Origin of the sequence: Paenibacillus jamilae, assembly GCF_050482105.1 — a bacterium.
GTDB classification, from domain to species: domain Bacteria; phylum Bacillota; class Bacilli; order Paenibacillales; family Paenibacillaceae; genus Paenibacillus; species Paenibacillus jamilae_B.
In genome coordinates, this window is record NZ_JBCNHI010000009.1 from 36,994 (window position 1) to 61,621 (window position 24,628).

Annotated in this window: 22 protein-coding genes; 9 read left to right on the forward strand and 13 right to left on the reverse strand. The window is 47.4% G+C overall.

Features of this window, described 5'->3' with window-relative positions; all coding sequences use genetic code 11:
- Positions 1 to 46 precede the first annotated feature (46 nt).
- Genes ABEW32_RS05455 through ABEW32_RS05470 form a run of 4 tightly spaced genes read right to left on the reverse strand, consistent with a single transcriptional unit; the run spans position 47 to position 3,454 of the window.
- Complete coding sequence (locus ABEW32_RS05455) at positions 47 to 778, reverse strand: sugar phosphate nucleotidyltransferase (RefSeq protein ID WP_430185442.1); 732 nt, start codon at positions 776 to 778, stop codon at positions 47 to 49.
- A complete protein-coding gene (locus ABEW32_RS05460; RefSeq protein WP_430185445.1) occupies positions 775 to 1,575 on the reverse strand; it encodes a glycosyltransferase family 2 protein in 801 nt (266 codons plus the stop codon). Before ABEW32_RS05460 ends, ABEW32_RS05455 begins: the two co-directional genes overlap by 4 nt.
- A complete protein-coding gene (locus tag ABEW32_RS05465; RefSeq protein ID WP_430185447.1) occupies positions 1,572 to 2,519 on the reverse strand; it encodes a glycosyltransferase family 2 protein in 948 nt (315 codons plus the stop codon). Before ABEW32_RS05465 ends, ABEW32_RS05460 begins: the two co-directional genes overlap by 4 nt.
- Complete coding sequence (locus tag ABEW32_RS05470; RefSeq protein ID WP_430185449.1) at positions 2,516 to 3,454, reverse strand: glycosyltransferase family 2 protein; 939 nt, start codon at positions 3,452 to 3,454, stop codon at positions 2,516 to 2,518. Before ABEW32_RS05470 ends, ABEW32_RS05465 begins: the two co-directional genes overlap by 4 nt.
- Before the next feature lie 554 nt (positions 3,455 to 4,008).
- On the opposite strand from ABEW32_RS05470, the gene ABEW32_RS05475 reads away from it, so the two are divergent.
- Positions 4,009 to 5,787 carry a M4 family metallopeptidase gene (locus ABEW32_RS05475; RefSeq protein WP_430185451.1) on the forward strand — a complete coding sequence of 593 codons (1,779 nt, stop codon included), beginning with the start codon at positions 4,009 to 4,011 and terminating at the stop codon, positions 5,785 to 5,787.
- 463 nt (positions 5,788 to 6,250) lie between these two features.
- Positions 6,251 to 8,053 (forward strand): M4 family metallopeptidase, encoded by a 1,803-nt coding sequence (locus ABEW32_RS05480; RefSeq protein WP_430185453.1) that lies wholly within the window; start codon positions 6,251 to 6,253, stop codon positions 8,051 to 8,053.
- Between the two features lie 134 nt (positions 8,054 to 8,187).
- Here ABEW32_RS05480 and ABEW32_RS05485 read toward each other — a convergent pair whose 3' ends face one another.
- Both ABEW32_RS05485 and ABEW32_RS05490 read right to left on the reverse strand, forming a co-directional pair.
- Positions 8,188 to 8,964 (reverse strand): WIAG-tail domain, encoded by a 777-nt coding sequence (locus tag ABEW32_RS05485; protein WP_430185455.1) that lies wholly within the window; start codon positions 8,962 to 8,964, stop codon positions 8,188 to 8,190.
- A 114-nt stretch (positions 8,965 to 9,078) separates the two neighbouring features.
- Entirely contained in the window at positions 9,079 to 10,242 is a 1,164-nt protein-coding gene (locus ABEW32_RS05490; protein WP_430185457.1) for a glycosyltransferase family 4 protein, read from the reverse strand.
- Positions 10,243 to 10,450: 208 nt separating this feature from the next.
- Here ABEW32_RS05490 and ABEW32_RS05495 point away from each other — a divergent pair, with 208 nt between their 5' ends.
- Both ABEW32_RS05495 and asd read left to right on the forward strand, forming a co-directional pair.
- The gene (locus ABEW32_RS05495) at positions 10,451 to 11,551 is read left to right on the forward strand and encodes a YheC/YheD family endospore coat-associated protein (RefSeq protein WP_430185459.1); all 1,101 of its coding nucleotides are present in this window, start codon (positions 10,451 to 10,453) and stop codon (positions 11,549 to 11,551) included.
- Between the two features lie 115 nt (positions 11,552 to 11,666).
- Positions 11,667 to 12,467, forward strand: coding sequence for an archaetidylserine decarboxylase (gene asd / locus ABEW32_RS05500; RefSeq protein ID WP_430185461.1), 801 nt, complete (start codon positions 11,667 to 11,669; stop codon positions 12,465 to 12,467).
- Between the two features lie 134 nt (positions 12,468 to 12,601).
- On the opposite strand, the gene ABEW32_RS05505 is transcribed toward asd, so the two are convergent.
- A complete protein-coding gene (locus ABEW32_RS05505) occupies positions 12,602 to 13,387 on the reverse strand; it encodes a helix-turn-helix domain-containing protein (RefSeq protein WP_430185463.1) in 786 nt (261 codons plus the stop codon).
- 179 nt (positions 13,388 to 13,566) lie between these two features.
- Between ABEW32_RS05505 and ABEW32_RS05510 the strand changes: the two genes are divergently transcribed.
- Positions 13,567 to 14,865 carry an aminotransferase class I/II-fold pyridoxal phosphate-dependent enzyme gene (locus tag ABEW32_RS05510; protein ID WP_430185465.1) on the forward strand — a complete coding sequence of 433 codons (1,299 nt, stop codon included), beginning with the start codon at positions 13,567 to 13,569 and terminating at the stop codon, positions 14,863 to 14,865.
- Between the two features lie 97 nt (positions 14,866 to 14,962).
- Here ABEW32_RS05510 and ABEW32_RS05515 read toward each other — a convergent pair whose 3' ends face one another.
- Positions 14,963 to 16,240 carry an ATP-binding protein gene (locus ABEW32_RS05515; protein WP_430185730.1) on the reverse strand — a complete coding sequence of 426 codons (1,278 nt, stop codon included), beginning with the start codon at positions 16,238 to 16,240 and terminating at the stop codon, positions 14,963 to 14,965.
- Positions 16,241 to 16,446: 206 nt separating this feature from the next.
- Here ABEW32_RS05515 and ABEW32_RS05520 point away from each other — a divergent pair, with 206 nt between their 5' ends.
- Positions 16,447 to 16,563: a hypothetical protein gene (locus tag ABEW32_RS05520; protein WP_023990126.1), complete on the forward strand. Its 117-nt coding sequence runs from the start codon at positions 16,447 to 16,449 to the stop codon at positions 16,561 to 16,563.
- Between the two features lie 121 nt (positions 16,564 to 16,684).
- Here ABEW32_RS05520 and ABEW32_RS05525 read toward each other — a convergent pair whose 3' ends face one another.
- From ABEW32_RS05525 to ABEW32_RS05545, 5 genes are all read right to left on the reverse strand, one after another.
- Entirely contained in the window at positions 16,685 to 17,908 is a 1,224-nt protein-coding gene (locus ABEW32_RS05525) for an ABC transporter permease (protein ID WP_430185733.1), read from the reverse strand.
- Positions 17,909 to 17,910: 2 nt separating this feature from the next.
- Complete coding sequence (locus ABEW32_RS05530) at positions 17,911 to 18,657, reverse strand: ABC transporter ATP-binding protein (RefSeq protein WP_430185467.1); 747 nt, start codon at positions 18,655 to 18,657, stop codon at positions 17,911 to 17,913.
- Positions 18,658 to 18,675: 18 nt separating this feature from the next.
- Positions 18,676 to 20,067, reverse strand: coding sequence for a DEAD/DEAH box helicase (locus tag ABEW32_RS05535; protein WP_430185469.1), 1,392 nt, complete (start codon positions 20,065 to 20,067; stop codon positions 18,676 to 18,678).
- Positions 20,068 to 20,188: 121 nt separating this feature from the next.
- Positions 20,189 to 20,968, reverse strand: coding sequence for an SDR family NAD(P)-dependent oxidoreductase (locus ABEW32_RS05540; RefSeq protein ID WP_430185471.1), 780 nt, complete (start codon positions 20,966 to 20,968; stop codon positions 20,189 to 20,191).
- A 38-nt stretch (positions 20,969 to 21,006) separates the two neighbouring features.
- On the reverse strand, positions 21,007 to 21,465 hold the full coding sequence (locus ABEW32_RS05545; protein ID WP_430185473.1) for a chemotaxis protein CheX: 459 nt from the start codon (positions 21,463 to 21,465) through the stop codon (positions 21,007 to 21,009).
- Between the two features lie 424 nt (positions 21,466 to 21,889).
- Between ABEW32_RS05545 and ABEW32_RS05550 the strand changes: the two genes are divergently transcribed.
- From ABEW32_RS05550 to ABEW32_RS05560, 3 genes are all read left to right on the forward strand, one after another.
- Positions 21,890 to 22,792 (forward strand): LysR family transcriptional regulator, encoded by a 903-nt coding sequence (locus ABEW32_RS05550; RefSeq protein WP_016820048.1) that lies wholly within the window; start codon positions 21,890 to 21,892, stop codon positions 22,790 to 22,792.
- 60 nt (positions 22,793 to 22,852) lie between these two features.
- A complete protein-coding gene (locus ABEW32_RS05555) occupies positions 22,853 to 23,662 on the forward strand; it encodes a histidinol-phosphatase (RefSeq protein WP_430185475.1) in 810 nt (269 codons plus the stop codon).
- 196 nt (positions 23,663 to 23,858) lie between these two features.
- Entirely contained in the window at positions 23,859 to 24,599 is a 741-nt protein-coding gene (locus ABEW32_RS05560) for a GTP pyrophosphokinase (protein ID WP_430185477.1), read from the forward strand.
- The last annotated feature ends 29 nt before the right edge of the window (positions 24,600 to 24,628 follow it).

Sequence of the window (24,628 nt, forward strand, 5' to 3'; positions counted from 1 at the left end):
TGCCTATACTATATGCCTGGCCCGGCTGGATGGTGTTTCATTAAATTCAAGGCAAAAGTCCCTTCATTTTCACTCCAGCTTCCTGAAGGGAATCAAAAGTTCCCGCATCGCTCCAATAGCGCCGTAAAATATCATACTCCAGCTTGCCTTCGGCAGCATAACAGTTGTTAACATCGGTAATCTCAAGCTCACCGCGTGCCGAAGGTGTTATTTCCCGGATCTTATCAAATACGGCAGTATCGTACATGTAGATGCCTGTAACGCAGTATTTGGACTGGGGATGCTGCGGCTTTTCTTCAATCCGCGTAATGCTCTCTGGACGTTCGGGATCAAATACGGGTACTCCGTAACGACGGGCGTCTGCTACCTTTTTCAGCAAGACCCTGGCGCTCCCCGGTGGCTGTTGTTTAAATCGTTCGATGACAGGTTTCAAGTCTTCCTTGAACAAATTATCACCTAGTAAAACAGTGAACTTCTCTTCTGACTGCATGTAGCTTCTTGCCAATTCGAGTGCTTCCGCAATGCCACCCGCTTTTTCTTGAATCCGGTAGGTCAATTGGACACCATAATTACTGCCGCTGCCTAAAAAATCAGTGTACAGTCCGGCCGATTGTTTACCAATAATAATGAGGATGTCGGTAATTCCTGCTTGTCGCAGCCTTTCGATACCATATACGATCATAGGATACTTGCCGACCGGAAGCAGATGCTTGTTGAGTAATGTAGTCAACGGATGAAGGCGCGACCCGGTTCCTCCTGCGAGAATAACCCCTTTCATATCTTCCTTCCTCCTTCGACAGCATGTTCATGGTATGGAATCGCAACGTTTCCCGTTTCGATAAACATTCTCGGATCTATGCTCCATTTTTCTATAAACAATCGATAGTTCCGCTCGATCAGCTCTTCGAGCCAGGAAGTTTCCGAGCGCGAAAAACTCGCATTCCCCTGGTGATAGACAAAACAGTCGTTGCACATTAGCAGCTTGTAGCCATGCACACGTGCACGCAGACAATAGTCGTCATCCTCATAATGTCCGGGGCTGAACCGTTCATCCAGCAACCCGATCCGTTCCATCAGCTCACGACGAAATAACAGACAAAATCCGACCAACCGCTTGACCTCTTGCCATCTGGAGGGATTACTCACATTATTCTGCTCGGCATATCTCAGACAGCTGGCCAAATCCCCTTCTATTCCGTGAATCTGCTGTATACCGCTGACGTAATTCGTCACCGGTCCCACTAATCCCACGGTACTTTCACTGTGCAAAGCAGCCAGCATATTCGATAACCATCCCCGCGTTACCGTCACATCATTGTTTAAAATAACGAATTGTTCACCTGAAGCCAGACGGAGCCCTCTATTACAAGCTGCTGGAAAGCCCCTGTTTTCAGGAAGACGTATACTGATCAGTCGCTCGGATGCGCAAAAATCATCCGTTCCGTCATTCGAAGCATTGTCTACAACAATAATTTCATACGGTGCATCTGTCGTATGTGTTCGAATCGCCTCAATACACGGCTTTAATAAATGCAGGCCATTATAAGTCGGAATAATGATGCTCGTCAGACTCATCGTGCATTCCTCCTTTTGGCAACGTCTACCCGTGTTGGAACAGGTCCGAATGGGGAATTCCCTGCTACCTGAAACACCGTCGTCAACGCCTCTGCATGATCACCGATGATTAACTGCTCCATAGCGTTTCCTTTTCCGACATTGAAGGTACGCTTGCGGTTTGTTTTAATCACATCAACAGCATGTACTGCTGCCACGACCATGCCATGCAGAATCGCCATGGCGTGGGCCTTTGGCGGTACTGCAAGCACGGCTGGCCCAAGTTGATCCAGCACACGCCGTGATAATGCATGCGGTACAGCGGTCAGCGAGCTTGCTCCAAGATCTGACCTGCGCAGTACGCGATTCAGAAACCCTTTGCACCGTGTTACACTGTCCTGCTGGGTATAAGGCGGCAAATGTCTGCCCAAATCATTAAGCGCCACATCCGTTCCCTGATCGACCGCTTGAAGAAAAGGCAGCAAATCAGACGCTGGAATCGCCAAATCTCCATCCACGAACAGCACGATATCAGCCTGCGACAAACGTGCGCCTGTCGCACGGCCAACATCATGCCCCAGGCGATCCGGTACATTGACGAGAGTCACGCCAGGATGACGTTTAGCTACGACGGTGCGCGTACCATCTGTACAGCCATTCAATACGACAATGATATCCGCCAGCGGAAGCTTCTCCAGCTCACCCAGTACTTGGTCAATCGTAGCCTCTTCATTACAGACACTGACCACGGCTGCTGCCGTCCCCTGCAAGACAATATCTCTCGGTCTCGGGGCTTCACGTTCCTCGGGCGGATTGGCTTCGGGGGCTACTTTTGCCCGAGGTGAGAGCTTTCTCACCCTGCGGCTATGCATTGAAGCCGAAGCTGTCATTTCTCGTTTTCGCTGTACACGTCTTAGCCTCCAGCCGGGGTCTTCACGCTTTCTTCTGCGATACGCTCTAGTCACGTTTTCACCTCGTCCCTGATCCGTTTGCGCTCCAAATCCGTATATCCCGCACGCGCTCCCAGCCGTGATGTAAGCCAGGCAATGGCATCCAGGTGATCCTGCACAATTACACTTGCCAGCGGGTCCTTACCGTTCTGTTTTTTACGTGCTGCATTCATTTTACCGACAGCTATTCCATATACAGTCACCACACGTAACCCGGAGACAATGGACATCACCTGAAATAGCGGGGGTTTTTCCAAGGACTTTAGACCTATTCTCTTTAAAGCCTTTTGACTTATGGCATGTGGAATACCAGTCATAGATGCTCCCCCTAAATCAGCACGATTCGACAAGATATTCAATACATGCTTTGCCTCAACTACAGGATGAATGGGTGTGCGGTTCACAGGTCCATGGTAATCATTCAGCACCACATCCGCTCCTGCACGTACGGCCTGTATAAACGGCCGGAGTCGGACATAGGGAATGACGATATCGCCATCGAGAAAAAGCAGGATCTGCCCGGATGCCGCCTCCGCTCCAATACGACGACCAACATCATGTCCGAGCGGTTCCGGGAAAGAAAGTACGCGAGCTCCCGCCGCCGCAGCCACCTTCGCCGTTCTATCGTGTGATCCGTTTTCAACAACGATAACCTCTGTATAGGGATGGACATGGCGTGCTTCACGAATCACAGCTCCGATGGTTCTTTGCTCATTCATGGCCGGAATAATGACAGATACGAGAACCTTTCCCGCTGATGAGGGTGCAGATGGCCGCGCTTCGCCGATTTGTGCCACTCTCTCCGTTTCGGATACATCGCTCTTGTCAGAGACTATCGGCTTCCTATCCATGTTCGGCATTCGGTACGGCAGCCACATCTTAGAATGATAATAAGCCCCGGAATGCCGCCTCCGATTCATCTTGAATCCAGCTCTTCCACGCTTCCTCATGCTCCCGTCTCACCTCCCTTGCTGCTTATAAATGAACAGCATGATTAGGACAGTTCAACATAACCTATGCGGTCCAAAAGCCGTATGTAACGGCAAGCGTGGAGTCTTTTCGACACAGCAATTTTCGACTTTATTTTACAAAACTTATTATTCCTATTAAATAAATGAGTATTTAGGGTCTAAAGAATCATTTTGGATAAATTTGTTACATAGATCTTCTCGTTCGTCATTCTCTGTGCTAATATCAGAGCCAGATGATGGGAGTTCGAAAAATCAACTTTTGTTTTTTTTGCATAAGGCAACTTTTTTCCATTATCCACTTTTATTCCACTATCTTTGCATATGACAGGAAGGGAGGAGTTTGTTACCTTTTTAGGCTACATGCTTCAAATGCTGTACCCTCTTTTCACGCACGCTTCATGAAAACACTTCGGTATTTCTCTTCATGTTCCATTCTTCTATTCCAGACGACAACACGACCTACATAAATGGTGTAATGCCTTATTCAAGACAGGATGATTCATCCTAACATTAATCGAGGAGAGTGAATTTTTATGAAAAAAGTATGGTTTTCGCTTCTTGGAGGAGCTATGTTATTAGGGTCTGTCGCGTCTGGTGCATCTGCGGAGAGTTCCGTTTCGGGACCAGCTCAGCTTACACCAACCTTCCACGCCGAGCAATGGAAAGCCCCTTCCTCGGTATCAGGGGACGACATTGTATGGAGCTATTTGAATCGACAAAAGAAATCGTTGCTGGGTGCGGACAGCTCCAGTGTACGTGAACAATTCCGAATCGTTGATCGGACAAGCGACAAGTCCGGTGTGAGCCATTATCGACTGAAGCAGTATGTAAACGGAATTCCCGTATATGGAGCTGAGCAAACTATTCATGTGGGCAAATCTGGTGAGGTCACCTCTTACTTAGGAGCGGTGATTAGTGAGGATCAGCAGTCAGAAGCTACGCAAGGTACAACTCCAAAAATCAGCGCTTCTGAAGCGGTCTACACCGCATATAAAGAAGCAGCTGCACGGATTGAAGCCCTCCCTACCTCCGACGATACCATTTCTAAAGATGCTGAGGAGCCAAGCAGTGTAAGTAAAGATACTTACGCGGAAGCAGCTAACAACGACAAAACGCTTTCCGTTGATAAGGACACGCTGAGTCTTGATCAAGCATCTGCCCTGAAAGATAGCAAAATCGAAGCAGTGCAGGCAGAAAAAAGTTCCATTGCCAAAATCGCTAATCTGCAGCCTGAAGTAGATCCTAAAGCAGAACTCTACTACTACCCTAAAGGAGATGACCTGCTGCTGGTTTATGTAACAGAAGTTAATGTTTTGGAACCTGCCCCACTGCGCACCCGCTACATTATTGATGCCAATGACGGCAGCATCGTATTCCAGTATGACATCATTAATGAAGCCACAGGCACAGGTAAAGGTGTACTTGGTGATACCAAATCGTTCACTACTACCGCTTCCGGCAGTAGCTACCAGTTAAAGGATACAACACGCGGTAACGGTATCGTGACTTACACGGCCTCTAACCGTCAAAGCATCCCAGGTACCCTTTTGACAGATGCTGATAATGTATGGAATGATCCAGCCGGTGTAGATGCCCATGCATATGCTGCCAAAACCTATGATTACTATAAATCCAAATTTGGACGCAACAGCATTGATGGACGCGGTCTGCAACTTCGTTCGACGGTCCATTACGGCAGCAGCTACAACAACGCCTTCTGGAACGGCTCCCAAATGACCTATGGAGATGGAGACGGTACTACATTTATCGCCTTCAGTGGGGACCCCGATGTAGTAGGGCATGAACTTACACACGGTGTCACAGAGTATACTTCGAATTTGGAATATTACGGAGAGTCCGGCGCACTTAATGAAGCTTTCTCGGATGTTATCGGTAATGATATTCAACGTAAAAATTGGCTTGTAGGCGATGATATTTATACGCCAAACATTGCAGGCGATGCTCTTCGCTCCATGTCCAATCCTACTCTGTACGATCAACCGGATCACTATTCCAACCTGTATAAAGGCAGCTCCGATAACGGAGGCGTTCATACAAACAGCGGTATTATCAATAAAGCCTATTACTTGTTGGCACAAGGTGGTACTTTCCATGGCGTCACTGTAAACGGAATCGGCCGTGATGCAGCGGTGCAAATTTATTACAGTGCCTTTACGAACTACCTGACTTCTTCTTCCGACTTCTCCAACGCACGTGCTGCTGTGATTCAAGCCGCAAAAGACCTGTACGGTGCGAACTCAGCTGAAGCAACTGCAGCTGCCAAGTCTTATGACGCTGTAGGTGTAAACTAAATCACATAAATTATCCTCCTCATATACTCGTCCATAGACCTTTGCCGTTGCGCAGCTGTCACTTGGCCCTGCCATACCATGGACGAATAATAGGGGTGCAGTGTACAAGTCTGCACCCCTTCCCCCCTTATTTAAGGCGCCCCTCAAAAGGGCGCCCTTTTCTTGTTGATGGATTTCCTCGATCATTTTCGACTTAATAAGACAAATAAAAAGAAAATCAGGGACTAAAGATTCATTTTGGAGTTTTTTGTAAAACTAATCTTCTCGTTCGACAGTCTCTGTGCTAATATCAGAGCCGAGACGATGAAATTGCAAAAAAATAAACCTTAGCATTTTACAAAAGATCATCTTTATCCATCATTTTCTCGTTTCAAAGGAGCAACAAGACTTACATATAGGACGCAACGCTTCATCAAACAAGGGGTATTCTACCCCGACATGAATTAGGGAGAGTGAGTAAAAATTGAAAAAAGTATGGGTTTCACTTCTTGGAGGGGCTATGTTGCTAGGATCTGTAGCACCCGGGGCCTTCGCAGCTGAAAATTCTGTTCCCGATCCGACTCAGTTTAAGCCAATATTCCAAACGGTTGGCTGGAAGTCACCTTCAGCAGTGATGACTGGTGACGAGCTGGTCTGGAGTTTTTTGAATCGGCAACAGAAAACGCTAATGAGCCTGGACAATATCAATAATAGCAGTAATGTCCGCAAGCAATTCCGCATCATGGATCGCACCACCGACAAATTTGGTACAACACATTATCGACTCAAACAGTACGTGGACGGAATTCCCGTATTTGGAGCCGAACAGACTATTCATGTGAACAAATCCGGTCAGATTACCTCTTATTTGGGAGCTGTCATTTCAGAAGATCAGCAAGCCGATGCTAAAGAAAACACAACTCCAGCAATCAGCGCTACTGAGGCCGTATATACTGCTTATGAAGATGCAGCTGCACGGATTCACACACTTTCCTCCTCCGTTCATATCGCACCTGAAGCTTCCGAAACCATAAGTAGTGTAAGTACAGACACCTATACAAAATCAACTAACAATGAATTAGCAATTTCTATCGATAAGGATTCCTTGGATCTCGATAAAGAAGCTGAACTGAAGAACAGCACATTGGAAGTGATCGATCCTGAATCCTCTATTGCCAAGATCGCCAATCTGGAACCAAGCGTAGAACCCAAAGCCGAACTGTATTTCTATCCTGATGGAGACACAACACGGCTAGTCTATGTAACTGAAGTTAATATTTTGCAGCCTACTCTACTGCGCACACGTTATTTTATCGACGCTAACGACGGAAAAATTGTATTCAAGTATGATATTCTCAACGAGGTTATCGGGACAGGACGTGGCGTATTCGGTGATATTAAAACATTTGAGACCACAGCATCCGGGAAAAAGTACCAACTGAAGGATACGACTCGGGGCAAAGGCATCCTAACTTATAACGTTCATAATACTGAGACGCTTCCTGGCACCCTGTATACAGATTCCGACAACGTATGGGAGGATCCAGCTGCGGTGGATGCCCATGCTTACGCTATCCGTACCTACGATTATTACAAGGATCGATTTGGACGCGACAGCATTGATGGACACGGCATGGCTATAGCTTCAGCAGTCCATTACGGTGCAAAGAACTACAATAATGCTCACTGGGGCGGCACTCATATGCTATACGGAGATGGAGACGGCACGTTATTTGCCCCTTTCAGCAGCGATCTTGAGATTGTCGCCCATGAGCTCACACACGGTGTGACTGAGCATTCATCCGGTCTCGTGTATTTCGCCGAATCAGGGGCACTAAGTGAAGCCATCTCAGATATTATAGGTAACGACATTGATCGTACCAATTGGGATTTTGGCAAAGCCGCATATACACCTAACATTCAGGGTGACGCCATTCGCTCCCTTTCCGACCCTGTCAAATATGGTCAAGTCGATCACTACAGCAATCTTTATCCCGATCCTAACAACGAGGATTACGGTGGAGCCCATATTAATAGCGGTATTATTAATAAAGCCTACTATTTACTGGCACAAGGAGGTACCTTCCATGGGGTAAGGGTAGATGGAATTGGACGTGACGCAGCTGTATATATTTACTACAATGCCTTCACAAACTATTTGACTTCAACGTCTAACTTCTCCACTGCGCGTGCTGCCGTTATCCAAGCAGCCAAAGATAGCTATGGTGAGAATTCAATAGCAGTAACCTCTGCTATTAAATCTTTTGATGCTGTAGGTGTGAAATAAAACCAAATCACATCCACCTTCCTATTATCACAAGTTTACCCTCTTCTTGCCGGTATATACGGCGTCCCGCGATGGGACGCCTATTTCAGTTATGACGTTGATATGCAACTCCAGTTACATACCCGGCTTCTTAATCATTTTCCCATGGCAATCCAGTGAACCACTCCTTCACATGTCGGCCCCGATTGTCTGCGTTCCACTGTAAGCACTGCCGAATGCCTCTGACGTTGTGTGATGGATACCATCACTCCCGGTACGCTCGCATTGGCGGTGATTGCATATTGTGTGTCTATAAAAGGCTTCTCAAACACAACGTTCACTTCACCTGTAACCGCTTGGGCAGGAAGATAAAAAGAAATGTTACCATATTGAAGCGAACTCACTTCACCGTGAGAAGCCTCATCGCCAGTCGCTGAGACATCATGAATGGCATTCAAGCCTAGTTCCTTCTCGGTATAAAAAGCTAAATCGGCATGTTGCTCAGGCGAGCATATTCGCTGCTGTGTACGCTGTCTTCCTTCTGCAACATGAATACTGGTTATGGAGCAATCCAATAACGGATCTTGCTCATTCTGACCTTCCGCCTTCATAGACGCTTTGTCGTTATCCGTTCCGTATTCGGTATCTGACTCAGGCACAGACAACAAAAGCACAGATGCTCGATTCAACTGCATCGCTTCCTCCAGCGTTTTGGGAAGCTTATGCTTTTTCCATGCCGCTTCTTCTATAGCTTGAACCGAGGTATCCTTCTCTACAGGGACAGGTACACTTGCCGTTCCACGCTGAATGGGTTTACTACCAGCAGGCGAAGCTGTTTTCTCCTTGTTTACACGAGGAGAGGAGACAGCATTGGAATGGTTACGCCGTGCTATTTTTTTATCCTTAGGGCTATGGTTCGTGCGATGGTTCATGATGAGCGCTCCTTTGACACAGGAGTGAACCAGCGGTCGCTCCGCTTCATTCACCCGGCTGGGAATCATGGCCTAATGCCTATGCGATAGCCTATGCACGTAACCATGGCCACGTCACTCTATTGCGCAGTCAGTTACAATTTGAGCCCAGCGTTGTGCGGAGTGCTGCCATAAAAATTGGCTCCGCACCTCGTCCAGTCCGGCTTCTCCCATCCGTCGCCGCAAGTCAGGCTGCTGGAGCAGTCTGACGATGGCATCAGCCATTTCCTGCTCACCGTGTGACGGATAAACAAGCCAGCCTGTCTTGCCGTGTTGTATAACCTCGGGGATACCACCGATTCGTGAGGCTACCACAGGCACTCCCGCCGCCATGGCTTCCAGATTGACCAAGCCAAAGGCTTCAGCTTCCACCGAAGGAACAACAGTTACATCGGCTAGCTGATATAGCGAGGCCAATGCCGGATGCGGGACATAGCCCAGGAAATGTGCATGCCTCTCTACCCTTAGTTTACGTATCTGCCGATGCAATGCCGCTGTGTACGGTGTGAGGCGGTCGTGACCATAGTAGGCGCTGCCAGCTATGAGCAGCAGCACGTCCGGACACATCTGGACGATACGTGGCAGAGCCTTCAGCAGCCGATGAACTCCCTTCCCTGGCATCAGTCTGCCTGTATATAAAACGATTCGGCGGCCCGACCAGCCCAAATCGTCTAATCGCGCCGACCTGAGCGCTTCTGCTGTAGGGGTCCACCGTGGCAGGAAATCGCCGGGATGAATCCCCAGCTTGTTGATGACTATGCGTTCTCGAACCGCATCGGGAATGTCAGAGGCCACGATCGCTCCCAAATATGCACTGTTTACAATAATGCGATCCACTGCCGACAGCAGCCTACCCATGTCCTTCCGTTTGAGGTAAGGCTCCCGAATGAACGTGGTGGAATGCAAAGTCAGCACAACTTTGCGATCAGGCAAAGCCTCGCGAATGGCACATGCAACGGCGGGGCGGTTGTGTACATCTATTACCGCAGGTAACCATCTCTTTAGATCAGCAATCACCTCGGGAATATAACCTGCTCCTCGCCTATAGCGTATACAGGGGATTCCATCAATATCGCCGTGATCCGGTGTTTCTGCCCCTCTTATGCCATAGATTCGTGCCTGAAGCTTATGGCTGGCCAGCGGTACCATGCAAGCAATTACCCGCTCCACTGAACTGCTGCGGGCGGAAGGTATAACAAACGAACCTGGTGTAATGACTGCTACCTTCAGTCTCTGCATCACCTCACCTACTTCCCTCACCTTATTCCTTCACCCTTCAACACTCATCTTGTATCATATCGTTTCCTGCGCTGTAAGGTGCCTGACTTATCACTTTGGGCATATCGCAAAAGGCTAGCGTCCATGCCTGGCCGATCTTTGATACATATGATGGACTAGAATCACAGTATGGTCAGTTGGAATGACGATAAGGAGGGCGGACATACTCATGTTGCATGTCGGCGTCATGCTCAACCCGGTAACTTACCGGGGCATTCCCGCCATGAGGACGCGATATGAATCCATCGCCAATTACGAGGAAGCTGCGTTAAGCTACGAGCTAATGCCCTGCTTTCTTCGTCTGGAAGATATTCATATATCGACCGGAACATGCCGGGCTTTTGTTAAATACGGCAACGAGTATCGGCAGATGACGCTTCCGTTGCCGCCAGTCATCCACAATCGAACTCTCTACCGGCGAAATGAAAATGCCAGCGAGATCAACAGGCTGGTGCACAAGGGATTTTATATTTTTAATGAACAAAACCGTTTTGGCAAAGATCATATACATGCAATTCTACAGGAAGACCCTCTGCTACACCCCCACCTTCCCAAAACATTGCAAGGCAACCTCTCCTCTATCCGTACCTTAATGGAGCAAACCGGGGATGTTGTAATTAAACCTAGCAGTGGTAGCGTAGGTAGAGGAATTATGCGGCTAAGACATTCCAGCGGAGGCTGGACATTGCAATGCGCTCATCCAACTATACCTGAACGTTGGTCCACCCTACGTTTAAATGTCGGAGAACTCCCTTTATTTCTGCATAAGCGACTAATGCACACGCCTCATATCGTGCAGCAAACCATTCCGCTTGCTTTGTGCGACAATCGTCCATTTGACATCCGTGTGACGGTTCAGCGCGGATATGGTGGAATCTGGGGAGTGACAGGCATGTTTGCCAAAATTGCTCCATCCCACACTTTCGTCTCCAATGTAGCTCAAGGCGGTCAGGCACGCTCCCTAGCAGAGGTGTTATCACGAACAGAGACAGTTCAAAACTCAAATATCGCTAGGCTGATGAATGAGCTAGAGCGACTCTCCTTGCAAATCGTCCACCGATTGGCACAACACCTGCCCCATCTTGCCGATGTCGGGCTGGATCTCGGCATTACCCATGAAGGCAAAATTGTTTTTATCGAATGCAACGGTCGTGATCAGCGCTATGGCTTTAGCCAGGCAGGCATGAATAATGTCTGGAAAGAAACGTATACTCAGCCGATGGCTTACGCTCGTTGGCTTCTCGAACGAACATCTTCGTCAGGCACCTAACGTTCACCAGGCCGTCCACTGTATTGATTTACGCCACATTCTGTGTCAATATAGTTCAGAGCGGCCGGACAGGTTCCGGCCAAGACGGCTCGGAAATGAACAAGGGGGATCTATAATGGCAAAACAGTGGCTGCGGCTTATGACGGAGCTATCATCGCGCAAGTGGGTGTGCCGGATTGTGGGCTCCTTCGCGCAAAGCGGTGCAAGCCGACTTTTTATCCCCACCTTTATACGTACGTACCAAATCCAGACGCATGAGGCGGAACAGGATTGGAAAGAATACCGTTCCCTGAACGCCTATTTTACACGCAAATTAAAAGCGGGCATGCGCCCGATTGATACGAACGCCGAGGTGATGACCAGTCCGGTGGATGCGCGGATTACTTTTACCGGTCCAATTACGTCTGGCACTCTTTTGAATGTCAAGGGGCAAGACTATACGCTGGAAGAGCTTCTTAATCGCTCACCGCGGCTTGAGAAATACACACATGGCTATGCTTTTGTGCTCTATCTCAGCCCGACAGATTACCATCGCATTCATGCACCGGTATCCGGTACACTGGTAGAAAAGGAACATCTGCGTGGCAAAGTATACCCAGTGAATGACTTCGGCTTGCAGCATATGAGGGCAGTTCTTAGCCGCAATGAACGACAGATTACGTACATGGCCCACGAATATGGTGAGGTGGCGGTCGTCAAGGTTGGCGCAATGAATGTGAGCAGCATTAAATATACGGATGAACAAGCGACTTCATGGACAAAAGGTGAAGATCTCGCCTATTTCGAATTTGGCTCTACCGTCGTTTTGCTAACTGAAAACGGCACATTTGAGCCAGACCCCGCATTGAAGCTAGGGGATATGGTGAGAATGGGACAACGTCTTGGTAGCTTTCGACACCATCCAAAGCATAAATGAAGGATCACAACAAAAAATAACCACACATAAGCACTGGGATCAAATGATTCTAATTGTTCATATGAAAAAGGACCCACGTAACCGTTCGGGTCCTTTTTGATTGCTCCTTTATATTCGGTCATGCATTAATAGCCTTATCGAATCTCAGACGGACTTTTCCCCGTATACTGCTTGAACTGGCGGCTGAAGAAAAAGATATCACGGTACCCCAAAGCCTCCGCCACTTCGGTCACGTTCATTCCGGCATGTAGTAATAGATGCTGTGCGCGCTCAATCCGCATACTGATAATATGAGATTGCACGGAAACACCTAGCAGCTCCTTAAATTTTATTGAAAAATAACGTGGTGACAGCCCTGCTCGTGCTGCCAAATCCTCGACACGGTGAGGGAGTCCCGGGTGCTGACGCACGTAGTTAGCTGTTTCCCGAATGACCTCGGTGAGTTGGTTACTGGCCTGTTGCTCCTGCGGTTCCTTGCGGTCTGCACGCAGCAGATGAATCATCAGTTGCTTCAAGATCAACTGACCTTCCTCGTCAGCCCCATAAGCACGCTCCAGGCGCAGACGCACATATCTGGCAAGCATATGCTCCACCTCAAACGTTTCCTTAAGCATGCGGTAGCTGGCTGGAATTTGCTTGGGTTGCTCCGTAAGATCAAAATGAATATAAGTAAGTATGAGCGGCTTTTGCGGATTATGTGTGGCACGAGTATCGTCTCCCGGCTTGAACAAAAAACAACTGCCCTTACTCACCGGATAGGCTTCCCCATTCAGTACAACTGTCCCTTCTCCGCTCCATACATAAAATAAATCATAGTTTGGCATCGGCTTCTCGCGTACCTGCCATTTCCAACCCGGCTCGCACACAATTTTGGCAAAGGCCGACAGCAGGATAAACGCTGACGCAGATGTATCCAGCAAAATCTGCACCTCCTTTTGTTCATCTCTGGTTGTCCTGTTATCCCGTTATTTTATAATAATACGCAGTGCCACAATTAAGCAAAAAATACGCCATTATAGCCCCTAATGCTTGTGCGTGACGCTTACCGTGTGTAATGCTATAATATGTAATCAAAATGACTTGGAAGGATGAAACGGGAATGAATCCACTGGCAGCGCAGTTAAATCAAAACATTCAGACAGGCAACGAGCATGTATATCAAATGCTTTCTCTTTTAGGTAAAGAGATTTATTTTCCAAAGGAAGGGATTTTGAGTCAATCCGCTGAGGCAGGAAAACTTGCCAAAAAATATAATGCTACGATCGGGATCGCCACTGAAGGCAATGGTCCCATGCATTTGGAGGTTATTCAGGAAAAGCTGTCTGCTTATAGCCCCAAGGATTTATATCCTTACGCTCCCCCGGCGGGCAAGCCTGAACTTCGTAGTGTATGGCGTGACAAAATGCTGAAAGAAAATCCTTCGCTGGCTGGAAAAGGCTACGGCCTCCCTGTAGTTACGAACGCGCTGACCCATGGTTTGAGCATCGTCGCCGACCTGTTTACGGATGAGGGCGATGCTGTCATTTATCCAGATAAAAACTGGGAGAACTATGAATTGACTTTCGGTATTCGCCGTCATGGACGTTTGGTGAATTTCCCGTTATTCACAGAGGATCACCGTTTTAATAGTGAGGGCTTACGCGAAGCGCTACTGGCGCAGAAAGAATACGGCAAAGCGATCGTTGTACTGAACTTCCCGAACAACCCGACAGGCTACACACCGGGCATTGAAGAGGGTAAAGCAATTGTCACTGCCATTCAGGAAGCGGCGGAAGCAGGCATCAATGTCGTAGTTGTAACAGATGACGCTTATTTCGGTCTGTTCTTCGAGGACTCCCTGCATGAATCACTATTCGGTCAGTTAGCTGGACTTCATCCGAGAATTTTACCAATCAAAATTGACGGAGCTACCAAAGAGGAATTCGTCTGGGGCTTCCGTGTCGGATTTATTACCTTTGCTTCGGAGGATCAGAATGTACTGAGCGCACTGGAACAAAAAACACTAGGGATTATCCGGGCGACGATTTCGAGCGGCCCTCACCCATCTCAAACCTTCGTATTGGATGCTCTCAAATCACCAGAATTTGAACAACAGAAGAATGAGAAGTTCCAAGTTATGAAGGGGCGGGCTAATAAAGTCAAAGCACTCCTCGATAGTGGAAAATACGGAGATGTGTGGAGCTACTATCCTTTTAATTCAGGCTATTTTATGTGTCTTAAGCTGAACGGATTGTCTGCTGAACGACTACGTACACATTTGCTGGAACAATATGGGGTAGGAACGATTGCACTGGGTGAATACGATCTCCGCATCGCGTTCTCATGTATCGAAGAAGAGTATCTGGAAGATCTGTATGACATTGTGTATCGTGGCGCACAAGATTTGTTGAACGCCTAATCTGCATCAGGTTTATAGCATAATTAGCGGTATGCCGGATATTAGGGCATACCGCTTTTTGGTCCGCTGAACCATATTCACCACACGTCCAGACAAATTATCCTTCCGCAGCAAGCAGAGATTCCTGCGCCATTGGCAGTAGGATGACTACCTCCGTTCCGACTCCAGGCTCACTTTCATAGCGTATACTCCCGTTCATGGCTTCAATGATTCGAAAGGAAACGACCGTTCCCAGTCCTGTTCCTACCTCTTTGGTTGAAAAAAACAAAGTACCCACTCGTTCGAGGTGCTCCTGACTCATGCCTTTTCCAGTATCCCTGATACTTAGACATGCCTTCTCTTCCTGAATCGCCAGCTTTATGTATACTCTGCCTCCATCTTCTGCAGCTTCGATCGAATTTTTCGTCACATGTATTAACGCCTGTAGCAGTTGGTTACGATCTGTATGTACGTAAATTTCATTCCTTAGCTCTGTATACAGCCTTACGCCTTGCTTGGTCGCCATTGGCTTCAGAAGCAAAACGATCTGTTGAACCATGCCAGATAGATCCATCCGTTCTGTATTTCCAATCTGCGGTCTGGATAAGTTCAGATAGTCGCTGATAATTCTTTCAGCCCGATCCACCTCTGCTAATGCCAAAGCAACATATCTACGATTTTTCCCTTCCAATCCTGACTGAACCATTTGTAGAAACCCTTTTACCACAGTTAAAGGATTTCGTACTTCATGAGCCATAGAGGCTGCGAGTTCACCCAGTGTATTCAGACGCTCGGCATATTTGATTTTTCTTCTCATTTCTTCCCGCTCCAAACTAAACTCCATCCAGAAAGAAGAGGCACCAATACTTATAAATTGAATTACACCGAACCAGAGAATTGAGCGGATCAGTTCAATTTCATCCTTCTCCAGTCTGCCATTTATCCAAGAATGTATTAAAAGAAAAATCAGCATGACCCCAGCAACCCATATGCTCATTACCATGTTCATGCCCACTCGAAGCAACATACTTTTGAGCTGCATAAATTTGTTTCTTACCAAGAGAGGTCCCAAATAACACAACATCATGCTCGGAAGCCCAACCACCATCGACTCAGGGCCTACATACATACGAGCCATTACCATTAGCGTCACATTCATTAGCCCTGCCTTAGGACCAAAATACAAAACGGAAAGGATCAAAGGAACATACCGGAGATCCCAATATAATCCATACCGAATGTAGGTAAACATAAGGCAAAGCACTGAAGAAATACCCAGCACCCCTCCCATTAGCAACGGGGTATGCTTGTTATGCCGATGATCCGACAAAGCACTATATACGAGTAACGGTATAAACACAAGAAATATGTTTACGAGCAGCTTATCTACCAGCATCTCGTCTTTCCCACTTTCCAAGTGATAATGATTACATACTTCTTCTATTCTCGATAATACGTACCTTTTCCTCTCTCACCTCCTGTATCTGATGAAAAATATAGGGCGATTTGACAACACACCTGAGCATTGGCCCACGCAATCCGAAAATCCATATCATAAGATACGATGTATCCTTTATCACAATGACCGAGAGGAGAATGAGCATGGGAGCAGAAGAAACAAGAGGCGGTTACGGTGGTTACGGCGCATTCACAAGCACAGGGACCATTTTGGTACTGTTCATTTTGTTAGTTATCATCAGCAAAACGATCTTCATTTAAGTAAACGAATATCTGCACCCACGACTACCATAGCAGCAAATATACAAAAAAGGCTAATTCGCAGACAGCACAGCTTGTGCTGCTCGCGAATTAGCCTTTACTTTGTTCATCCAGATATGGATCACACTTCTTCCTCATCCTGTCCGTCCATACGCCATTTTTTGGCTTGAGCACCTCGAATGAGGAACACAACCAGAACTCCCCCAACCAATGTGAGCAATGTAGTCAGTAGATCTTCCGTTCCTTTTGCCAGAAAAGGAAGCCATAGTACCACAGCAGCCGGCAACGTCAACCGAACAACAAAGTCAAGAAAAGACGCACGGCGACTATGCGCAGGAATCGGATATAACTGAAGCCACAACGAATCCTTGTGGTACTGTCTTAATGAAGTAATCTGAACCCCTATGAGGAATATAAAAAATAAATATACGGCAATGCCAATCCAGCTAGCATGGGTGATGTATACAATTAGCAGACCCAGAATACCTAACCGAATAACAATACCCGCAGGCTCTGTACGTAAAAACGTCTTAAACAGCAGGTAACGATACGCTCCCCTTCTGTCCCAGGGGATGTTACCACCCAGCCAGGACAGCCAGCGGCGCGGCGTCACTCTCTGTGTAAGGGCAGGCACATCGACAAACCAGCCCAATGTACGCATCACACGAGCAGCCTGTATACCTTCTATGCGGATCATCTTTTCCCAAGCCACTAGCAGTTTGACCGGCAAACGCAGAACAAGTACATATACCACGCCGACCAATATGATAAATGGCAAGCTGTGTAGTGGAGGTTGCCATAGCCATGCGGCTACCATCAGCACAGCCAGCACCCACCGCAGCAGACGATAGCCTATACTCCCGCCAACCGAGACCATGCGAAGCTCCTGCCAGCCGCCATAGCTAAATAGCAGCTTCAGCAGCATGAACAGCAGCAGGGTCAGTAGCAGCGGCTTAGGCGCAGCATCACTGCGGATATACAACGGCCACAAAATAATGGACAGCAGCAGCAGACCAAATATTTTGTACACCACGCCTCGAATTCGGCTGGCCTTAAAATACTGGTGCATGGCGTGCTCCTGGGGACGAAGAAAGACAATATCCGCCGCATTCAAATACGTTCGAAAGCTCGCATGAGCGATTGGAATAGCTACAATAAGCATAATCCAGCGGATGGGCAAATCCGGCGGAATATGCATCAGCAGCGACGTGTACCATGCGGCAAAGGCAATTAGCGCAAAGCCGAAGACCACCGCTAGGCCACTCTGAATGACATAGCCCAGATAAGGAAGCACCTGTCCCCAGAACGCTACACGTCTTTCTCTATGCAATCGTTGCAAATCCATGCTCATTCCCTGCCCTGTACCAGCTCATAAAATGCATCTTCCAGCGGCATGCCCGGCTTACCCGCCTGTGCTGTTACTTCGTCCAGCGTACCCTGAGCGATGATGGCACCCTGATGAAGCACGATGAAACGATCGCAATAATTTTCAATCGTGGACAAGATATGAGAACTGAGCAAAATAGACGAGCCCGAACGCTTCATCTCCAACATAAAGTCAAGCAGGGAACGAATGCCGAGCGGGTCCAATCCCAAAAAAGGCTCATCTATGACATACAACGGCGGCCCTGCTAAAAATGCGCACATAATCATCACTTTCTGGCGCATCCCTTTGGAGAGATGCATCGACATACTTCCGCTTTTATCCCGCATGCGGAACAAGTCCAGCATTTGATCACTGCGCGTGCGGAAATCTGCCTCGCTGACCCCGTACGCTCTGGCCGTAAACTCCATATGCTCCATCACTGTCATTTCTGGATACAGCTCAGGAGCTTCGGGTACAAAAGCAATGGCTCCCTGATACGCCTCGGGATTCTCACTCTGCTTATGCCCTCGTACGCGAATTTCTCCGGCCTGCGGTGTCATCAGACCCAAAATATGCTTCATGGTCGTGCTTTTCCCGGCTCCGTTCAGACCGATCAGTCCCACCATTTCGCCTGGCTTCACATCGAGCGTAATCTGATGCAGCACTGGACGCTTGGCGCTATAACCACCGGTCAGTCCGTTAATTTCCAACACAGGCTGTTGTTCCATGGCTCCCCCTCTTCTCCTTTACTTGTTCGGTTTTGATCCTTTTTCCTTCAGCCATCTTGGCGCACCCTTGTTTTTACGATCACGCTCCCGCTGTGCCTTTCCTGCTTTAGATAAGCCCGCTCCCTGGCTCTTGCCTGGAGCTGAACCGTTCACAGAATTCCTGCCTGGACGTCCACCTTCATTCCGAACAGGTGTCTTGCGGTTTTCCGTTAACGCTCCAGCAGAATTGGATCTGGTCTCAGATGGTCTTACAGGGGCACGCTTGGCATCCGCTGGACGCGGCACCACAACCCGACCTCCGTACAACGCACGCTCTGCAATATCGATTCCCAGTTCACGAGAAAACTTACGCATGATAAACGTTTCGCGGTCGGTCACCACCGACACCACTAATCCTTTGCGTCCCATACGTCCTGTCCGCCCTGCGCGGTGAACATAAGCTTGACTATCCGTAGCCGGGTCAAAATGAATGACCATTTCAAGCCCTTCAATATCCAGACCGCGGGCTGCCACATCCGAAGCGACCAGCACTTTGAGCTTGTCCTCGCGGAATCGGGCCAACACGTTGCTGCGCGTAACTTTATCTGCATCCCCATACAAGGACGCCGTCGTTAGACCCATATGCTTGAGCTTGGCCTCAATTTCTCCGATGGCATTGGTCGTATTCACGAACACCAGCGCTTTTCTCGGATTAAAATGACGTACCAGACGGCGCAGCATGTCTACCTTATCCCGTTCTTCAGATATGAAATAGTAGTGTTCCAGACCACTAGCCGTCTTACGATCAGGATCAATCCCGATTTCTACGTAATCAGGCATCTCCCGTTGTGCCAGCGACTGAATTTCATTATTCAGCGTTGCGGACAGGAATACCAATTGACGATCACGCTGGGTGGAGCCCAATATACTGGTCACATCGCCTGCTCCGCCGAGCTGGAACATCTGATCCACCTCATCAATGATAATAGTTGTAATATTGTGCATCTTCAGCTTTTTCGAAGCGATAAGTTCCCGTACACGCCCTGGTGTACCCACCACAAGCTGCGGATGATCCTTTAGCTTTTCAATTTGACGTTTGATGGCCGCCCCACCAATCAGACCCAGTACACGGATTCCACGATGCTCTCCGTAGCGCTGACCCTCACGCACAATTTGCATGGCCAACTCCTGGCTTGGAGCCAGTACCAGCTTTTGCGTAGCCTTTTTCTGTGGGTCAATCGCTTGCAGCAGCGGTAGCAAATAAGCCAGTGTTTTGCCTGTGCCGGTTTGCGAGCGCGCCAATACATGCTTTCCCTTCATTATTTCCGGTATAGCCTCTGCCTGAACCGGCGAAGGCTGTGTAATTTCATGCTCAGCCAATTTATCCAGCAGATCTTGTTCGACGCCGAGCGCTTCAAAATTCAATGTCATGAAAAGGTCCAACCCCTATACGTAAATTCGTTACTCTCCATTATATGCGAAAATAGCCCTGTTACCAAATCACAAAAATAAAAGATGTCCCTCACCACACCTGATGGCTACGGGACATCTATTATTTCTTATTCATCACACCATGCCCCAGCCTGTCGATCAGTCTGGGAGCTAACTGATACAGCTTGAGAAAAGGAGATACCCACTGTGGCAGATTAACCTCCTCCTTGCGAAGCTCCATCGCTCTTACGATATGCTGTGCTACCTTATCAGGTTTCAGCATAAACCAGCTAACATTCCGCACATAACCTCCCGAAGGATCTGCCAATTCAAAAAACGGGGTGTCGATCGGCCCGGGATTAATCGTCGTCACGGTCACTCCACTTCCACGCAACTCTTGCCGGAGCGCATTGCTGAAACCGAGCAACGCATGCTTCGTGGCCGTATAAGAAGCCGATTTGGCTGTCCCAACTTTCCCGGCCATCGATGCCACATTAACAATCTGCCCATCGTTCCGCGCTGTCATTTGCGGTAGAAACGCCTTAATGCAGCGAACAACCCCCATATAGTTCACGTCCATCATTTGCTCAAACTCTGTCAGGTTGGTTTCATTAAAAAACTCAAACTTTCCGTAGCCCGCATTGTTGAGTAATATATCAACCCGTCCGTACTTTTCCAATACTCGTGCAGCAACAGCCTCTACCTGCTCCTGGCGGGTAACGTCCAGTGGGATCAGTTCATGCCTGCCGCTGATTCCCGCAGATACTTGCTTCAGTCGCTCCCGTGAGCGCGCTGTTAAAATAGGAATTGCGCCCTTTGCACTCAACAACTGAGCGCAAAGAGCGCCAATCCCACTGGATGCACCTGTAATCACAATTACCTTATCCTGCAATGTACTCATGGTCATCCCCCCACATTAAAGAAACTTACTCCTTAATATTAAGAGATCATCACCTGAATATCCAGCTCACCGATTCCTTCCACCGAAAGCGGAATACAAAGAGCACGCTGAGGTACAAAAGTGGTCAGGTTTTCTGATTTCATGACCTGCGGAGGGGTGATATCCACAACAATTCCTTGATTGGACAAAATCGTACTGGCATTGCCGCTAATCATATTGCCCAATTCCGAAATCGCACTTTTTCCCATCTCATCAATTTCAGTCAACACAAATCCGCCCATCATCGCTGATACCATACGTAGCGCCACCTGTTCATTCAGGCCGAACACAATATTTCCGCTAAGCTGTCCGGTCATCCCGATCATAATCCAGATGTGGTCGTCCACCAGCTCGACATTTTTCACACCGAGATTTCCGGGTGAAGGAGATACTTGGATCAATTGTTCAATGACCCGTCTCGCCGACTCCAAAAAAGGATTTATCACTTCTGCCTTCACGATCATTGCGCCCCTTTACGATGGGCTTTTAGACACACAACAAAAGTCCCATTTAAATTTAAGTTTTTATTTAAATAATGCTGTATAACGACTCAACCTGCAATAAAATGCTCTCTCTATCACTTATCGACAGCAGTCCGGCAATTTTTTATAGCTAAGTCACAAAAAATGTGAATAATGTCCTATATCTTTGCTCTATGTCGGATTTAGACAGGTTATTTTTGAAGTATATCAGGACTTTAGTCTTTATTTCCCAATATACCACACTTTACGGTAGACTGCTTCGATTCATTGCCCTTCCTGCTCGAATAACCTATAATCTAATGAAATAAAGCATAACGATGGTTTTACATATAAACAAGTAGATTGGCTAAACTCAGTCTATACAGCTGCGACAAGCTAAAGAAAAGAGAGGAGGAACTTCATGAACATCAGTCAACTTGAAACGCTTATCATGATTTCCAAAACGATGAGCTTCCGCAAAGCCGGAGAACTTCTCAATTTGACGCAGCCGGCGGTGTCCGCCCAAATCAAAAGTCTGGAGGATGAGTTCAAAACCATTCTGATTGACCGCAACCAGCCCGTCACCCTGACCGATCGGGGAGTTGTTTTTTTGGAACACGCCGAGCGCATATTGGAGGTTGTTGAGGAATTAAGACAGAGATTGTACGACCTAAACGAAACACCACAGGGTCACATTGCGCTGGGTACCACAACATCCATCGCCATTCAAATTTTACCGCGTGTGCTCTCCTACTTTCAGGACCAGTTCCCTCTCATCAAAACCTCCATTCAATCCATGGCTTCCTCGATGATCTATCAGCAGGTGGAGAACGGACTTATTGATGTTGGTATCGGTTATCTGATCGAACGTAATCCCAATCTAAGCACTTCGGTCCTGTATTATGACTCCTTTGAACTTGTTGTGTCTCCTACTCATCCGCTGGCCTCGCAACCACACGCTACCATTGAAGCACTTCGGGAAATTCCGCTCATTCTGCTCTCTCCCGATACGGTAGGGCGGAAATTCGTGGACGATGTTTTTAAAAAGCACCAAATCGTGCCCCATGTCGTGATCGAGTTGTCCAGCAGTGAGGAAGTCAAACGGATGGTCGAAATCAATCTCGGTGCTGCCATCATTTCCAGACTGTCCGTCACTTCTGAGCTGCGTACAGGTACATTAAAAATGATCCATATTCCTGAGCTGGAAGTCAGTCATCCGGTAGGGGTGATTTATAAGTCTGGCCGTTATCTAAACTCAGCAATGCAGCAATTTTTAAGCGATCTGAAGGGGATGCCAGAGACGAATTTCACCAGTTCTGAATAACGTAATTCGCTATGAACAACATACACAATATAAACCTTGGTTACGAAAGGAAGACAGTCCATGAAATTTGATCTGCACACCCATCATTTCCGCTGCGGTCATGCAGACGGCAACATTCGGGATTATATCGAAGCAGGTATTCAATCTGGCTTACAAGCTATTGGTATTTCCGATCATTCCCCCTTCCTATGTAGCGATAAAGATCAGGCTTTCCCCAAAATTTATATGGCCAAATCAGAGCTTGCTGAATATGTAAAAGAGGTACAGGAGCTTAAGAAGGAATACGAAGGTCGTATAGACGTGCTCCTTGGATTGGAAACCGATTATTTCCCCGATTTTGCTGAATTGTATCGCTCCACTTTGGCTCCTTACCCATTTGATTACCTCATCGGGTCGATTCACAATGTCGAAGGGGACAGCATTTTTAACCGCAATCGTTGGAAAAAATTAAATGATGCTCTTAAAATTGAGGTCAAACAAGCCTACTATGCGCTCATTCAGGCATCTGCGCGAAGCGGCATGTTTCAAATTTTAGGTCATATTGACGCCATGAAGGGGAATTTCCCTGCCTTTTCAGACATTCCCGCCGATGAAGCCATTGACGAAACCTTGCGAGTGATTGCGGAATCCAATGTGGCAATTGAGATTAACACTTCAGGCAAAACCAAGCTGAGTGGCGGATGGTACCCGTCTGCTTCTATTTTAGAAAGAGCGCACCATTTTGGTGTCGAGGTCACTTTTGGTTCGGATGCCCATAAGCCTTCGCGGGTAGGTGACGATTGGGAAGACGTAAAAGCGATGCTGAAGGATATCGGCTTCCGGGAATGGGTTTATTTTAAAGAAAAACGTAAAATTCCTGTGGCGCTTTAAAAGGCATGAAAGGTGTTAATCGCTGTTTGCAATGGGATGCTTAGGTATTTCTTTATAGAGTTAGAGTAATAATCCCATTGCAAGGGCGAACACTACGCTTCTCCAGATTCAAATCCTCGCTCTGCTACCAATCGCCTTAAACCGTACAGCTCCATTATCTTAAATAAATAACATCTTTGTGTGAGGAGAATTACATATGCAATTGGAAGATCCTATGGACAAGCTCAAAAAGCTAAAGCATGACATCACGCGCTTTATGCTCATCTATAAGTTTGCACTCGACGAAATGGAAACCAAGATTGAAATATTAAAGCAGGAGTTTCAAGCATTGCATGATTACAGCCCTATTGAGCACACCAAATCACGCCTTAAATCTCCTGAGAGCATCATGAACAAAATGCTTCGTAAAAATAGCGAGTTATCGCTGGAGGCTATCAAAGATTCTATCAAGGATATCGCGGGCTTGCGTATTACTTGCTCTTTCATTTCTGACATTTATGATGTTAGTAACATGCTCCAAAGACAAAGTGACCTCAAGGTGCTGGAAATCAAGGATTATATCAAAAATCCCAAGCCGAACGGTTATCAGAGTCTGCATCTGCTCGTTCAAGTTCCTGTATTTATGTCGGACTGTGAGGAACTTGTCTGCGTAGAGGTGCAGATTCGAACCATTGCGATGGATTTTTGGGCAAGCCTGGAGCATAAAATCTTTTATAAATACAACCAGTCTGTTCCCGAGAGTCTGACACGTGAATTAAAGAACGCAGCGGATTCCGCTAATGCGCTGGATCTGCAAATGGAACGTCTGCATCGTGAAATCAAGGAGATTAAAGATGCCAGAGGTGAAGAAGACTCTATGGAAGAGCTTCGAAAGATTATGATTAATAATCAGCAAATTACGGTACCAGCCAATTTTTTGAAGCTTCTAGGTGAATAAATTTAGCATCCTGTATCTTTTCCATTCCT